The 15,242-nt window shown below is 49.7% G+C and carries 12 protein-coding genes and 1 pseudogene; 4 read left to right on the forward strand and 9 right to left on the reverse strand.

All coding sequences use genetic code 11. The annotated features are described in order from the left end of the window. Window positions 1-157 precede the first annotated feature (157 nt). Window positions 158-1,768 carry an S-layer homology domain-containing protein gene (locus DL346_RS09765; RefSeq protein WP_276311558.1) on the forward strand — a complete coding sequence of 537 codons (1,611 nt, stop codon included), beginning with the start codon at window positions 158-160 and terminating at the stop codon, window positions 1,766-1,768. A gap of 14 nt (window positions 1,769-1,782) precedes the next feature. On the opposite strand, the gene DL346_RS09770 is transcribed toward DL346_RS09765, so the two are convergent. The 3 genes from DL346_RS09770 to DL346_RS09780 form a co-directional block, all read right to left on the reverse strand. After that, complete coding sequence (locus DL346_RS09770) at window positions 1,783-2,694, reverse strand: phosphotransferase family protein (protein ID WP_206098504.1); 912 nt, start codon at window positions 2,692-2,694, stop codon at window positions 1,783-1,785. Window positions 2,695-2,957: 263 nt separating this feature from the next. Then, on the reverse strand, window positions 2,958-3,356 hold the full coding sequence (locus DL346_RS09775) for a Rieske (2Fe-2S) protein (RefSeq protein ID WP_112881957.1): 399 nt from the start codon (window positions 3,354-3,356) through the stop codon (window positions 2,958-2,960). A gap of 16 nt (window positions 3,357-3,372) precedes the next feature. Next, window positions 3,373-4,455, reverse strand: a complete 1,083-nt coding sequence (locus tag DL346_RS09780; RefSeq protein ID WP_112881958.1) for an amidohydrolase family protein — start codon at window positions 4,453-4,455, stop codon at window positions 3,373-3,375. Window positions 4,456-4,683: 228 nt separating this feature from the next. Between DL346_RS09780 and DL346_RS09785 the strand changes: the two genes are divergently transcribed. Next, window positions 4,684-5,157: a hypothetical protein gene (locus DL346_RS09785; RefSeq protein WP_112881959.1), complete on the forward strand. Its 474-nt coding sequence runs from the start codon at window positions 4,684-4,686 to the stop codon at window positions 5,155-5,157. 938 nt (window positions 5,158-6,095) lie between these two features. Here the strand turns inward: DL346_RS09785 and DL346_RS09795 are convergent. Together DL346_RS09795 and DL346_RS09800 are read right to left on the reverse strand one after the other, a co-directional pair. Continuing rightward, window positions 6,096-7,253, reverse strand: a complete 1,158-nt coding sequence (locus tag DL346_RS09795; RefSeq protein WP_112881961.1) for a mandelate racemase/muconate lactonizing enzyme family protein — start codon at window positions 7,251-7,253, stop codon at window positions 6,096-6,098. A 118-nt stretch (window positions 7,254-7,371) separates the two neighbouring features. Next, window positions 7,372-7,764 carry a hotdog fold thioesterase gene (locus tag DL346_RS09800; RefSeq protein WP_112883044.1) on the reverse strand — a complete coding sequence of 131 codons (393 nt, stop codon included), beginning with the start codon at window positions 7,762-7,764 and terminating at the stop codon, window positions 7,372-7,374. A 154-nt stretch (window positions 7,765-7,918) separates the two neighbouring features. On the opposite strand from DL346_RS09800, the gene DL346_RS09805 reads away from it, so the two are divergent. After that, on the forward strand, window positions 7,919-8,101 hold the full coding sequence (locus DL346_RS09805) for a hypothetical protein (RefSeq protein ID WP_112881962.1): 183 nt from the start codon (window positions 7,919-7,921) through the stop codon (window positions 8,099-8,101). A gap of 146 nt (window positions 8,102-8,247) precedes the next feature. After that, window positions 8,248-9,293, forward strand: a pseudogene (locus tag DL346_RS09810) (LLM class flavin-dependent oxidoreductase). 65 nt (window positions 9,294-9,358) lie between these two features. Here DL346_RS09810 and DL346_RS09815 read toward each other — a convergent pair. The 4 genes from DL346_RS09815 to DL346_RS09830 all read right to left on the reverse strand — a co-directional run bounded on the left by DL346_RS09815 (window position 9,359) and on the right by DL346_RS09830 (window position 15,223). Next, window positions 9,359-10,162 carry a phytanoyl-CoA dioxygenase family protein gene (locus tag DL346_RS09815; RefSeq protein ID WP_112881963.1) on the reverse strand — a complete coding sequence of 268 codons (804 nt, stop codon included), beginning with the start codon at window positions 10,160-10,162 and terminating at the stop codon, window positions 9,359-9,361. A gap of 96 nt (window positions 10,163-10,258) precedes the next feature. Next, window positions 10,259-11,122: a glycosyltransferase family 4 protein gene (locus DL346_RS09820; protein ID WP_133257511.1), complete on the reverse strand. Its 864-nt coding sequence runs from the start codon at window positions 11,120-11,122 to the stop codon at window positions 10,259-10,261. A 418-nt stretch (window positions 11,123-11,540) separates the two neighbouring features. Beyond that, window positions 11,541-12,383, reverse strand: coding sequence for an RMD1 family protein (locus tag DL346_RS09825; protein WP_112881965.1), 843 nt, complete (start codon window positions 12,381-12,383; stop codon window positions 11,541-11,543). Between the two features lie 134 nt (window positions 12,384-12,517). After that, window positions 12,518-15,223 (reverse strand): UxaA family hydrolase, encoded by a 2,706-nt coding sequence (locus DL346_RS09830; protein WP_112881966.1) that lies wholly within the window; start codon window positions 15,221-15,223, stop codon window positions 12,518-12,520. Between the last annotated feature and the right edge of the window lie 19 nt (window positions 15,224-15,242).

Raw genomic sequence — 15,242 nt, forward strand, 5'->3', positions numbered from 1 at the left:
CCCTGTTTTTCGTTCCCCGTTTTAGTTTATGTTGTCATTCTCCGCCTTCCAATTATTGAGGCTAGGCTTTCAAATGCCGATTGGTTACGATTAATAACTGTACTCTAATCATACTAGAAAGGTAAGTTTACGAGATATGCAGCGCAATCATAAATTTATGCGAATATTTACTGCCCTTTTCCTTTGTGCAAGTATCTTCTTTGCGGCTGATCGGGATGCTAATGCCGCGGAAGCTGCAAAGGCGCTTCCGTATGACGATATCCGTCAAAACTATGCGAAAGATGCCATCTTGAATATGACGAAGCACCATATCATGTACGGAATGGGCGGACGCCGATTTGAGCCGCTCAAAGCCATTTCCCGAGCTGAATTCATTACGATGATCGACCGATTGCTTGCTATTAAGCCCGTTGCGAGCGCGATTCCTTCCTTTTCCGACGTGCCCAAGACGGCATGGTACTACGAATGGATTCAGCCGGCTGTACAATTGAACATCGCCGAAGGCACTTCAGCTGGACGCTTCGAACCCGGCCGCTCCGTCACCCGCGAAGAAGCCGCCGTCATTATGGCGCGCGCTTTGCAGCAGAATGTAGAAGCCTCGTCTGATGTGCCTGATAAGATGTTTCAGGATCAAGAGCTAATCCATCCATGGGCAATATCATCCGTAGATCGGCTGTTTCACATGGGACTGGTTGCCGGGAATAATGGAAACTACCTTCCCCAGGACTTGATAACCAGACAAGAAGCTGCCGTTCTTATGAACCGGATATGGACGCATCCGGGATGGTCGGAACAGTTACAGGCTGCGCAGCCGGCCGTCATTCAACTCGGTTGGCAGTACGGCCAGACGACACAGCAATTTGAACAGCAAGTTGCGAACTCTGAAGTGAACACGCTATCCCCGCGCTGGTACTTTTTAAGTAAGACTGGCGAATTCGAAGATCAAACGGACGCCTCCCTCATAACTTGGGCGCATAAACGGGGTAAGTCGGTATGGGCGATGGTCGGCAATCGCTCCAGTCAAGAGTCTACGCATAGCATGTTAACCGACGTAAATCAGCGGCAAGCTTTTGTACGTCATTTGACGGAACGTGTCCGAACATATGGGATAGACGGATTAAATATTGATTTCGAAAATATGATGCCCGAGGATCGAAATGCTTTCACCGCATTTATTATTGACCTGCATGATGCAATGAAGTCCATTCCCGCGAAACTATCCGTAAATGTCTCCCCTGATTTGGGAACGGACTGGACGGCCGTATTCGATTACTCAGCTCTTGCACAACATGCCGATTATATCGTCCTTATGGGCTATGACGAGCATTGGGGCGGCTCGCCAATAGCAGGTTCCGTCTCCTCGTTGCCTTGGCTTCGCCTGGGACTGGAAACGTTACTTAAGCAGGCTCCTGCAAGCAAAGTCATCCTCGCTCTGCCACTGTATACGCGTAATTGGAAGCAGGACGCGAATGGTTTGACTAAATCGGAGGATATAAGCCTTTTAAAGCAAAATGAACTCGTGCTGACGAAAAACGTCACGACTCTATGGGACGATCGGCTTGGTCAATATTATGGGCAGTACTACGATTCAGGTTTGTCCAACCGATTGTGGCTGGAGGATGGCCGATCGTTATCCCAAAAAATAAGCTTAGGCGAATTGCATGCCATTGCAGGGTATGGTTACTGGTATATGGGCGGAGAGAGCGCCGATGTTTGGCCAAGCGTGCGTAATGCGATTAGGTTTAGCTCTTATAACTTTTCTTCATGAATGAAAGGAGCCTTCTATGAAGGCTCCTTTTCTTTGATAATCTCGTCGCATCGCGCCATCGCCCATGCGAGCAGCTGCAGTTCCCTCGCCGCGGCGCTTTGGTATATCAAATCAAGCCCGATACGAAGCTTGTAGCAACGCAAGGCTTCGGCATGATGCGCAATTTCGGGATGCTGCTTCTCGATATGACGGGCTTGCACTTCCATGCAATCGAGCCACGAACGCCAGAAGAAGATGTTCGCCACATCGTAGAGCGGATCGCCAAACATCGCCTCGCTCCAATCAATGACACCTGTGATCAAGCCGTCATCCGTCAGCACGTTGTTCGATCCGAAATCGCCGTGGACCAGTTGGCGAACTTCGGGACACCGCGGCGCAAACGCTTCGACCGCACGAAAATAGGATTCGATTCGTTGATCGACAATAAGCAGCTTAACGGCTCCCCAATCATATTGGCTCGAATTCGTAATGTTCATAATGAAATCGCGCCAATTCGCAAAGCGGCCGATTCCGTTCTCGTCGAAGGGGCCAAACCCCTTTGTTCCCGCAATGTTTGTACCCGCTATCGATTCCATGACGCGCATAACGGGCCCCGTCACCGACGGCAAGTCCGAAAACGGCAAGTCCTGCAGTGTAACGCCCGGCGCGCGCCGGGAGACGCAGTACGCATACTCGCCATCGAGTTCTCCGATATTAACGATTTCCGGGATCGGAAGATCCCGTGACGAGAAGTGACGATAACAAAAGTCGTCTTGTCGAAAGCCTTCGGCAGAACGATTGACGCGAAGAATGCATTCGTCTTCGCCGAAGCGGATGGAGAAAGCTTGCGACTCCTCTCCTTCTGCTACAGGCGCCCACTCGGAAAGGCTGCCCATATCTCGCGCAACCGCGGCCAAGATGGACTCGGGAGACAATCGAGGCTTCATTCCAACAACACTTCCTTTCCTTGCTTCCGCACAATCAAGTATTCATTCTGTAAGAGAAACCTTTACTAATAAGTAAAGCGGTTTGGAGAAATACTTTTTACGGAAGAAGTCAGGAGGTGAACGATAAACATGAGCAAAAAAGCCAAACAAGAAAAAAACATGCCAAAGCATACTCCTTCTCGATCTAACGACCCAAACAATCAAGGTAGAAGCAATGTACAAAGAAATCAATAATACCGATAGCATGTCCGATTAAATCAGAACTACAAATGCACGACGATTCTTCCGGAGTCGACCGTGACGGGATACGTCTCTACTCCGGCAGATTCTTCAGCTTCAACCGTCACATCGTAAGTCTTGACCAGACATTTGTGCGGGTCGAATATCGACTTGCCGCTGGTGATGTCGAACTCCCATCCGTGCCATGGGCAGCGAACAATCTCGCCTTCCCGTGCGTACAAATATTCCCCCGGCGCCGATGGAAGGGTCATCCCGGTTACGGTACCGACGCATAGCGGCGCTCCTTGATGAGGACAGCTGTTTTTCAGCGCGTAATAAGTACCGTTCACATTAAAAACCCCGATCGATCGTTCCTCCAGAACCACAATATTTCGCGATCCCGCCGGAAAATCGGAGACTGCTCCGATGATATGTCTACCCATACAAACCCCTCCTTGATTACAGCTTGTAAAACTCGCGGGCGTTTTCGAAGAAGATTCGATGGCGCAACGATTCATCCAGCTTCGGAAATGCGCGGGTTGGAGAATCGAAATCCCAGTGAGGATAATCGCTGGAAAACATAAGGATATGCTCGGCATCCATCATGTCGAAGATCTGAAGCAAATGTTGATCGTTGTCCGGCCGTTCCAACGGCTGCGAAGTAATCCGTACATGGTCGCGCAAATATCCGCTTGGCTTGCGCTTCAGCCATGGAACTTCATAGCGCAGCGCTTTATATTCCGCGTCAAGACGCCACATCAACGGTGCAAGCCAAGAGACGCCGCCCTCGACAAGGACGATTTTGAAACCCGGAAAACGCTCGAATACGCCTTCTGTCAAGAAGCTGACCAGATGGGCTTGGAAGCCAAGAGACAGACAGGTATGCCATTCGATGTAATGGGTCGGATAACCGGGGCTTGGCTGCACGTTAATACCCATCCCATCGGTACCGGGGTGAATGGCAAAAGGGAGTCCGAATTTCTCGCACGCTTCATAGATCGGATAATACTGCCGCTGTCCAAACGGGGCTCGTGCGCCGGAATCGGTCATCACCTGCACAAAATGCGGATGCCCTGCCCATCGCTCGATTTCGCGGGCGGCTGCCGCAGGATCCTGCGGATTTACCGTAATGGATCCTTTAAATACGCCGTCATGATTATACTTACTGAGCCATGTATCTGCGAGCCAATCGTTATAGGCTGCCGCGATTGCATTGCCGAAATCGGGGTCGGGGTGCAGGTTGCAGAATGCGCGGGGCATTAGAATCGCATATGCATAGCCGTACTCCTCGACGAGCTGTTTTCGCAGAAGCTCCGGATCGGACCCCGAGGGTCCTCCCTGTGGAGGTCTTGCATCCAGGCGGTCCCCATGCACGGGGTTGCCGTAAAACCCGCGTCCTCCTCCGTTATAACGCTCCCTCCAAGGCTGCTTCAAGTAAGATCGGATCTCTCCTGCGTTTTTGGGATAAGGGTGTACATCGCAATCAATGATACCTGTGCGGGTTATTTTCGGGCTGAACTTCAAGTCCCGGTGCTGCTCCATCCTGCATCACACCTTCCTTAAATAAAGATATAGCCGTTTTGGCATTACCCATGAGCCAAGCTTTCCTATTGACTTCTCTATTATAAAAGAAGATCTTTCCTTCAATAAGGACTGAAATGTTTGTCAGTTAGTTACCTGAAAGTAACTATTCTTATGTTCATGGGTATATAACATTCTCTGAATGTATAAGCTTAAAGTTATTGAATTCAACGTTTTCTTGGGGGACATATGGCAATTCCATTCTTTATTTCAATATGTCTGATCGTATTGATGATTCTAATCATTGCCCCAAAAAGACTTCACCTTCTTGAGATCCTTTTCATGTGGGCAATCATTACATACGTCAAAGCAAATGCGTATTTTCAAATTTCGCTTAATAATGAAATGTTGCTGCTCCCTAAAGAAATGGATAAATACTGGCTCTTCATGTTCGTTAGTTATACCGTTGTACCATCACTAATTATTGCAGGTCAAAATGTTTTGTTGATCGCGAGTCGAGTATACGCAAAAATCGCAATCATCCTCGTAAGTGTTACGTGCCTAGTTGCATTAGAGTATTGGGAAATCGGGCTGCACATATTAGAGCGAAAGAAATGGTATCTCTATCACAGCATGTTATTCTGGTTTTCGTTGGTTCTTGCCGGTATAGCGGCAAGAGGATTCTTTCAGTTTATTGCTAAACGAGAGGTAAAAAATCAATGAATTTGTTACCGAATCGGTTTGATGGTAATGAATGGTTTATTATCATTACGCTTGTTATTACCTATACGTTGATGTGGAGACTTCCCAAGCGGTTTTCGTCTACGATGATGTTAATGATCTGGGCTTATTGTTTATTCGTTTCGATTACCACGGATGAAATTTTAGCCGCGCCGCCTTTTGATTTATATGATATAAACGATACGAAAAAAACGGATATCTTCGATATGCTAACGTGGTTCATGTATAGTCCGTTCGGTTATTTTTTCCTGTATCTGTATGATCGATGGCGCATCAGAAGTTTTTCTCTTATCCCGTACGTTTTACTGTGGTCGTTGTTCTCCTTGGGGTTCGAAGCATTAGCTGCATGGGCCAAAGTCTTTAATTATAAATCTTGGACAATCGCATATTCGTTTCCAATCTACTTAGTGGTTAGCTGCCTGGCGCTGCTTTATTTTCACTTTATCCGCTCGTATTTTTATAAAACAAATAAAGGATAGGCAAGGCAAAACAAGAACACAGAAAAAATAAGGGGCTCCCATCTTTGGAGCCCCTCAAGCTATCTATAAAGTAATTAGGATCAATCGCGAGTCTTCGATAATTGCCTCATGCTGCCGCGCATACGCTAACGGTTGCCACGCACGCTATTTAGCCACAAATGGCCCTTTTGAAAGGCTAACGGTTCTCAGAAAGGCTATTTGGCGATTGGGGCAGCGATTTCTTCCGATTTGGGCCAAATAACGCCTCTGGCGACCGTTAGAGTTTAAGAAAGGCTATTATTTTGCAAATAAGCACTGGAGCATCCGTTAGAAATTTCGTAGCGCTCTCTCATGCTACCCCGCACACGCTAACCATATAAAAGTTGACAAGCCCGCCAATTAAACGATGGTGGAAAGACTCGAGGTCCTAACCTGAAACGACTAATGGACATCTATGTCCTTTCATCTCTCAACCGTGACGTAATAATTCCCCTCTACAAAAGGGAAACGCTCTAGCGCGTCTTCGGCCAGTTCCACTCCCAGACCGGGTTTATCCGGAATCTCAAGCCATCCGCTCCGAATGATCGGGCTTTCCTTCACCATTCCCCATTGCAAAGGCCCCTGAATGCGGCACAATTCCAAAATGATCGGATCCGGAAGAGCGGCAACCAGATGCGCGTTCGCCATCGTCATAACGCCGTTATGCCAGTTATGAGGAATTGTCGGTATACCATACTGCATGCCGAATCGGGCAATCTTCATTCCCTCGGTAATCCCGCAAATCCCCGCATCCTGCTGAATGATCGAGTACGCTTTCCGTTCCATGTAAGGGATAAACTGCTCTACAGTCGTGTACTGCTCACCTCCGGAAACTGGCGTATTCAAGGCTGCGTTCAGCCTCGCATAGCCGTCAGTATCCTTCTGGGGGATCGGTTCCTCGAACCATTTGAATCCTCCGATTCGATCAAGACCTTTACCGAGCGCAAGCGCGATTTCTTCCGTGAGGCGCTGGTTTCCGTCAATGGCAAGCTCCATTCGGCCCTTCACTTCTTGAGACAGCTCCTGGATCAGACCCAGCATGCGATCTACGGTCACGCCATCCCAAGCCCAATGCGTGCCTACTCTGAACTTGAACACCTCGTAACCTTCGGCGATATACGATAAGGCTTCTTCGATCAGCTGTTCAGGCCGCTCTCTCCAATCGTAGCTGCAGCCGCCGGAAGCATATAAACGCACTTTGTTTATGGGGTTAGGCGAGAGCAGCTGAGCAACCGGCTTGCCGGCTAATTTTCCGCGGATATCCCACAGAGCGCAATCAATGCCGGAGATCGCACAATCGTAAGCCCAGGAATGTCCGTTCGGATGAAGTACGATGGAAGGGTCTCTCGGGTCACGGCCAATGAGCAAAGGGCTGACTCGCCGTACCGTGTCGCTGATTAATCCGGGTACGCCATAGGCGCAGGCTTCGCCGATTCCTGTGATGCCGGCATCGGTGCGAACGACCACGATTGCCCCTTCCGCTTTGATCGTCCGAAAGGTCGACGTTTTCCATTGCCTCTCGGGTTCATGCATTCTCGATAACAGAATCGTTTCCACATGCGTTATTTTAACTTCCGACATCGCATCTACTCATCCCTTCTTCTTGGCAGGAATTGAATAAAAGTATAGTCAACGAACTCTTGAAAACAAATGGACATTACTACGTTTTTTGGACAACGAAGTTGATAATTCCTTACATCTATTGCTGTTTGTCGATGATCGCCACCGTGCAGCGGGAAACGCAAATGAGTTTGTTTCGTTCATCCGTGATTTTCACGTCCCAGACCATCGTCTTTCGGCCTTTGTGCAAAGGGGTAGCCGCGGCGGTTACAATGCCGCTGCTTTTGCTTCTAAGATGATTGGCGTTAATCTCCAGACCTACCGCGGTATATTTATTGCTGTCGATATTGATAAACGAAGCGATAGAAGCAGCCGTTTCCGCGAGCAACACAGACGCGCCGCCATGCAGAATGCCATCCGGCTGATGGGTTTTGGGGCCGACCGGCATCGTCATGACAACGCGATCGGACGCCAGCTCCGAAAACTCAATATCCAGGGTCTGTATTGCGGTATTCGCTCTCACATCATTCATGAGTCGAATAAAATCGTCTCTTTGAACGCCTAGTTTCTGCAAGATTTCATCGGATACGATCATGTCAAAGAACCTCTCCTTTAATGGATGAAATTCAAGCTCCTGGGGACACTAGTTTAGAATTGGCACAAAAAACACGAAAGGCGGAGAAACGATGACAACCAGTCGCGGCCATCAAGGAGCTCATGGAATCGGGCAAGTGGAGAAACAATTGAATCAGCAAGCGCAAGCAGCCGAAGAAATTCAGGGCAGCAATGCTACGGATCAAGCGGTGCTTGAAGCTAGCAATCAGCACTCCGAAGTGTTGGAGGAAATCATCGACACTCAAAGTGAATAACGCTCTTATAAAGAGAGGCATGATCAAATCCGCGCAAATCGCGGATTTTTTTATTTTCTCAATAGCCTATTTGTGCATCCGAAATAGATTCGTTACACTTATTAGATGAAGGGAGCGAGCCAGAAATGAACCATTCAGCTCATGACATGGAAATTGGCATTAGTACTTTTTTGGAAGCGACGCCCGATCCGGTTACGGGAGCCCCGGTGAACCACGCGGAGCGTTTACGCCATGCCGTGGAGGAAATCATGCTGGCGGATCAGGTCGGGCTTGATGTATATGGAATCGGCGAGCATCATCGTCCGGACTACGCTGGCTCTGCGCCAGTGGTTGCGCTCGCTGCCGCAGCCGGTTTGACCAAGCGAATCGGTTGACCAGCGCCGTTACGGTGCTGTCCTCCGACGATCCGGTACGGGTCTATCAATCTTTCGCTACACTTGACGGTATCTCGAACGGACGAGCTGAAATTATGGCGGGCCGGGGGTCGTTCATTGAATCATTCCCGCTGTTCGGCTATAGCTTGGAGGATTACGATGCATTGTTCGAAGAGAAGCTGGAGCTGCTGCTCGCCATTCGCGAATCCGAGAAAGTGAGCTGGCGCGGCGGCCATCGCCCTGCTTTCCGGGACATCGGAATTTACCCTCGTTCCGTGCAAGACCCGCTTCCGGTATGGATTGCAAGCGGCGGCAACCCCGAGTCCGCCGTGCGGGCAGGCATGCTGGGACTGCCTATTGCATTTGCCATCATCGGCGGCATGCCGGAGCAATTCGCCCCGCTTGCCGAGCTTTATAAACGGGCTGCCAAGCAGGCCGGACATGATCCGAACAAGCTGCAGATTGCCACGCACTCGCACTGCTTCGTCGCGGATACGACAGAGCAAGCAGCGGATGCCTTCTTCCTGCCTACGCAAGCCCAGATGAATGTCATCGGCCGCGAACGGGGTTGGGGCCAGCCTTACTGCCGTGCAACTTACGATGCCGCGAGGAGCCTGCGCGGCGCCCTATATGTCGGTGATCCGGAATATGTCGCCGAGAAGATCGTCCTGCTCCGCAAAAATCTGGGCGTCACAAGATTCTTCCTGCACGTGAACGTTGGAACCATGCCGCATCGCGAGGTCCTCCATGCCATTGAACTATTGGGTACGAAGGTCGCTCCGATCGTCCGCAGGGAGCTGGCACGATTAAAGCTATAGCTGCATGAACAAGAACGACGTCAGAGAGCCGGGAATCGTTTTGATCCCCGGCTTCTTTCTAGGCTTTATACACAGCCCGGATATTGGCGTCCCCGCACGAGCAGATGCGGGTTGCGCGTTTGGTTCTCTTGTTTCGATCTCGCATTTAAATAATGCAGGACGTATGCGCGTCTCTGGCGATCCGTCGTTACGTTATCCCCCGATCGATGCAGCATCGTCCCCGGGAAAAAGACGGCCGATCCTTTCGGAAGACGGCATGGAACTTCTTTATTCTTATTCGCGGCATGAACTTCCGAAAAATACTTCCGCTGGCGCTCGTCAATCGGTACTTCGTGCGGATAAATCGGCCCGCGATGGCTCCCCGGAATAACATGCAGGCAGCCATTTTGTTCATCGACATCGTCCAGTGCGATCCAGACGCCGATTAACGTGTCCGGCTTGGATTTTAAATAGTAGGAATCCTGATGGTAAGGTTGACCGACCCCTAAATGTTGGGGCTTATCAATATACATGCTTTGAATGCACTTAATATCTGATCCGACCAAATCGACCAGGACATCTGCTATTTTGTCATGCATCGCATAGTAACGGAAAATCTCATCTGACATATGCATGCGATGGCCTATTTTAAACAGATAAGCCGGATCGGGCTCATCGTCCGTGACTAGCCCTAGCGCGACCGCCTCCGGTTCCATATAGATTCCGTTTTTTGCGCCAAGAGGTATTTTGCCGGTAATCATATCATTGGCATTCTGAATCAGTTCATCGCATTCGGCGATCGTTAATACTTGATCTACGATTAAGTAGCCGTCCTCTCGGTATTGATTAATCTGTGCTTCGGTTAGCGTAAAATTAGTTTGACTAGTCAATGAATTAGCCTCCTAAATCGTTTTCTCTAAATGATCTTCTACGCCGGCTTCACGTTAACCTGCACGATGATAGAACAAATTATTGCGCGAGTCGAATCAGCTAAACAATCGGTAGAGGGTGTCGATCGTATTGTCCCATCGCCAATTCTGGACGGTAGCCATGCCATTTTGAGTAAGTTGCCGACGCAGCTCGGAATCATGGATCAACCGATTTAAACTTTCCTTCGCCGCGTCCTCGTTGCCAAGCGGAACGACCAAGGCATTATAGCCATCGATAATGTACTCTTCATGACCCGTGCAATTTCCCACTACAGCAGTACCTCCGCAGGCCATCATCTCCATCGGGGGCCCGAAAAATCCTTCAACCTGACTCAATTTCAATAAAATATCGCAGCTGGAATAGATGTGCTTCATGTGCTCCATCGGAACATGGGAGAAAAACCGGTCGCATCGCCAATCAGGCTCGGGTTCTCCATTGCTCGAAACACACCATACTTCGCAATCCAGATCTTTGACAACGCGGAATGCTTCTGCCATTCCCTTGAGCGGATTAAGAATCGGGCCTTCCAGCAGCACTCTAACCCTGCCGCTTTTCAATTCAATGGGTTCAGTGGGATGAAATAGCGCTTCCTCTATGCCATTCGGTACATAGACGGATTGATGGCCGTTGTTTTGCAGTAACCAATTTTGAATCCAGTGTGCCTCTGTCATATAGATGAAAGGCAGTGTATACGTTTGCAAGGCGGCTTCAAACTCGGGGCTGCCCTCGGGATAAAACCGGCTTTCGATCGATTGGACGAAATACACTTTACGGTCTGCGGATAATTGAAGCGCAGGGTGAGCGGTTGACCAATGCGTGGCTACTACGACGTCGAAATGCCGCTGCGAAGCAGCGTCAAGCGTAATGATCGGCACATTCTGCCGAGGGAACCAATCTATGGTGCTTCTAGCTTGATCCATACTAATCAGAACCGTACGAAGACCTCGGGCTTGAAGTCTGTTCACGTGCTGGCATATAACGGCGACTCCGCCCGATATATCGCAGCTCGAAATGACATAACCGATCGTTTTCGGTTTTTTCCGAACGATGCGCTTACGTCTATTTCGAATTTTTTTTCGAAGCGGTCGCTTTTTTATCTTTCGAAGGGTTCGTTTTCTCCGTTGCTTTGGTTTGCCTTTCACGATACGGCGATTTCGCCGCTTCTTTCTTCTGTTAGTCGCAGCCACCAGAGCAGACCTCCCACGTACAACTTTCCAGACAATCTATTCAGCTGCGCATATGAAATTGTTAGGCCGGTTACACGGAATTGGTTTCTGGCAAGCCTGTTTGTTGGCGCAAAAAAAGCACCCGGATATTTCCGGATGCCTTGATTGGTTATTAATGCGAGGGGACCCATCCCAAGATTTGGAAAATGGTAATGAGCACTTCGATCACAATCAGAATGACAACGATCCATTCGACGAATAGGCCTCTGATCGAATGACTGATGTCCGAGAACCCTTCCGTGATGTGATATAAAATATCCGTCTTGCTCTTCAAGATTTTATAGCGGTCGTTCAACTCAAAAAAATCCATCATCCCATCGTAAAACTGACTTGCTGAGTGATGGGTCCACGTGACCTCGGGTTTGTCCAAAATCATGATATAGGCAAGGGTATTAAATTCATGGCGGACGATTTTTGCCGTTGTTCTGGCTAATTCTTTGTTCCCAATCCGAAGCTTTCCTTTCTCCAGCCTGTCGATCATAAGTTCCAATTTATCTTGAATGATCCCTAACTGCTGCTCTGCCTTTTCAAGCGCTACCGATTTGGCCAAAACCGTGGAAATCAACTCAGGCAAAAAGTATTCATACTCATTCACGACTACGTACTCGTCGGTCAATTCCATGCTCTCGATCTCTTCGATATGAAGACTATAATCATCCGTGAACATCTCGGCTTGCGTGAGATCGATATCCGGCTCAAACGTTTGGATGAATTTCAAAAAGCTATAGATTTCGTCCTTGTGCGAGTGATTCACAAAGACGACGCTGCCAAATGAAAATACCAGCACTTGCTGTAATTCATGTACATGAGTTAGGTAAATCTGTTTAAGCTGGTGCTCTCTAATGATTAGAGGCTGTTCCCATGTGAATTTTTTTGGAATGCCCAAGTGGATTGCAATTTTGTTTAGATCGATTTCATTTGTGATGGATAAGGCTTTAAACGCAATATTTTTCATCGTTCTCCATCTTCCGCTGCTAGAAGTTATGCTTTCCAGTTTTCACATGAAATCTGAATTGTAAACTTAACTATGTCCCACAAAAAAAAGCACGCGGATTCGCGTGCTTTCCTTGCATCTTATCGACATTCAAATTATAACGAAACACCCAAAAAGCCGCGCGTTAATTGGAAATCGACGTTACCCTGCTGGTAAAGACGAGGCGTATAGGCATGCTCAATGGTTTGCTTTATGCGCTTGAGAATCTGTTCCGTCCAAGCGTTCGCATCTCCCATGAGCAGCAAATCCAAATCATTGTCGTAGTTTTGCAGCATAGCCGGTTCCGATGCGATTTGCAGCATAGGAACGAACGGATGCGTCTGCATCGGACGATTGCCGACAAGCGCGATCATGATTTCCACTCCCGTGGCGGCTAAACCCGTAACCGTCTCCACCCAATGCTCCGTCGGCGTCTCCATGATGTGGAAGCCGTTGCAGCGTACATGCTCACCATAGGCGATTGATGGCCGGACATTGGATGTAGCGAAAATTGGATTTCTGTAAGCAGCTGTGGAAAGAAGTCCGCTGTTCTCAGGCACGACCACCAAACCGCCTGCGCCGGCCACCATTTTGGTCAGCTTCGCCAGCTGCTCTCCGGCTTCGTCGGAGATGGGACCATCGCTCATGATGCCAATACGCAGCCCTTCCAGCCCGACCGTCTCCTTCTCTGCTTCACCATCGGCTGCCAATTGACCGGCAAACCACGCGACTACCTTTTGCGTCACCTTCGTAATTCCGCCGTCAAGCTGAATGCTGGCAAAGCCAAGACGGCTCGCGTCAACGCCCATCTCATCCATCTGATGGCGCATGTAGTCGTTATGGGTTTTTTCGCAGCCATGCTCTAACAGCAGACAATGCTTCACCATCGGGTGGGTGACATAGCCGATCATCGTTCGGGCATGCAGCTGCTCGGCTTGTCCCCCCGAATTCCCGCAGCCTTCGGTATGAGCCAAAGCCACATAACGCGAGATGACGGGTTGCCCGGCACCCTGTTTGTTCAGCTGCTGCGTAATCATATTGGCTACTTGTCCGGCGCAAAGACTGGTCGGCAGGATCAAGCCGATGCTGTCGCTGGACCGGCCGTCATGCTGCCTTGTGAAACTAAATTGGATTGGGCTAGCCGTGGCGGCTCCTTCCTCTTGAATTTCGATAGGTTCGCCGGTCGGCGCAGGAGCATGAAGCAACTTCTCTAGCTGACTTGCATCATTTTGCCGCCAGTTGCGCCAAATCTGTACCTGGGCATGGCCCGCTTTCTCGCCTACGCTGCGCTGACCGGAGGCGATTTGGATCGTCAGCTCGAATACCTCTTTTCCGAGCTCATCCATAGACGTGCCTTCCAGATACTGACCTGCGTTGACATCCATATCATTGGACAGCAATTGGAACCTGTTCGTCGTCGTGACAACTTTGACCGTCGGCACATAAGGGAAATTGGTAATCGAACCGTTACCTGTCGTAAAGAATATCATGTTGCAGCCTGCAGCCACCTGTCCGGCGATGCTCTCGAGGTCGTTGCCCGGGCTGTCCATGAAATAAAATCCGCCGCCATCCTTCATGAGTTCCCCATACTCTGTGGCATAATCGAGGCGGGTGGTTGGATCCTTCTTGCGGGCCGCACCAATCGATTTGAGATAAATGTTATAAAGGCCACGGTACTTGTTGCCGCCGGATGGATTGCCTTCCGCGCTGGAACCATGCCAAGCCGTGCGCTCTTTGAACCGTTCCAAGAGCTCCATAAATTTACGGGCGGTTTCCACGTTGCGAACCTTCGATAGGACATAGGGCTCCGCGCCGATTAATTCATCGGTTTCAGCCAGGCTGGCAGAGCCGCCGTAGCGCACCAATTCTTCCGAAATCCAGCCAAGCAGCGGGTTCGCCGAAATGCCGGAAAAAGCATCCGAGCCACCGCACTGCAGTCCGATCTTCAGGTGGCTTATGGATTCAGGCGTCCGCTGCATCGCATTAACCGTCGGCAGCCACTCGCGGACCATCGCTTCGCCTTTGGCCAGATTCTCTTCAAAGCCGCCTTGGAGCGACATAAACTTGTGCAGCACTTCATCGATCGGGTAATTGTATTCGCGTGAATAGGCCTCCACCATCTTGTTGGTTACCGGTTCAATGCCATAATCAACAACCAGAACTGCACCGACGTTGGGGTTCACCATAAATCCGGCGAGCGTCCGCAGCAGTAAATCCAGATTATTCGGCTTTTCCGTGCCACCCTCTGTATGCGCCGCTGGTACAATCCCATCGATATGGGGGTAGTTCTTCAGTTCGCCTTGCAGACGAGCGGCAAGCTGCTTCACAAAGCTGCCTGTTCGCGAGGTAGTGCCGAGCAGAACCACGTGATTGCGAGTACCTACACCGCGGTTTTCACTGCGGCGATATCCCATGAACGTACGCGTATCCGAATAAGCGGGCGATGCCGGGGCAGGCTGAAAGTTTGCCTCGTCCAGCGCATACGGGGGAATTTGATCCGTAAAATTGGGCTCAGCCGGCAGAGCAAAATCCAGCTGACGCACGCTAAGCGCGTCTAATACCGCCTCATTGATCACATATTGACCGGGCTGGATCGCTAGTGTCGCCACGCCAAAAGGCAATTCCCAAGAAAGCAGCTCTTCGCCGGGAGCTATTGCTTTCACAGCAAAACGATGGCCCTCCATAACCGTATAATCCAAGGTCAAAGCATGACCTTCATAATAAATGACGGTACCGGCGTTCAGTGGGCGAATCGCAACGGCGCAGTTATCCCCGGGTAAGGGAAGTCTAGCAACCTCGTCAAATTGATAACTTGCATTCATCGATTCCACGCTCCTTATC

It is taken from the genome of Paenibacillus montanisoli, from assembly GCF_003268025.1.
GTDB classification, from domain to species: Bacteria; Bacillota; Bacilli; order Paenibacillales; family Paenibacillaceae; genus Paenibacillus_Z; species Paenibacillus_Z montanisoli.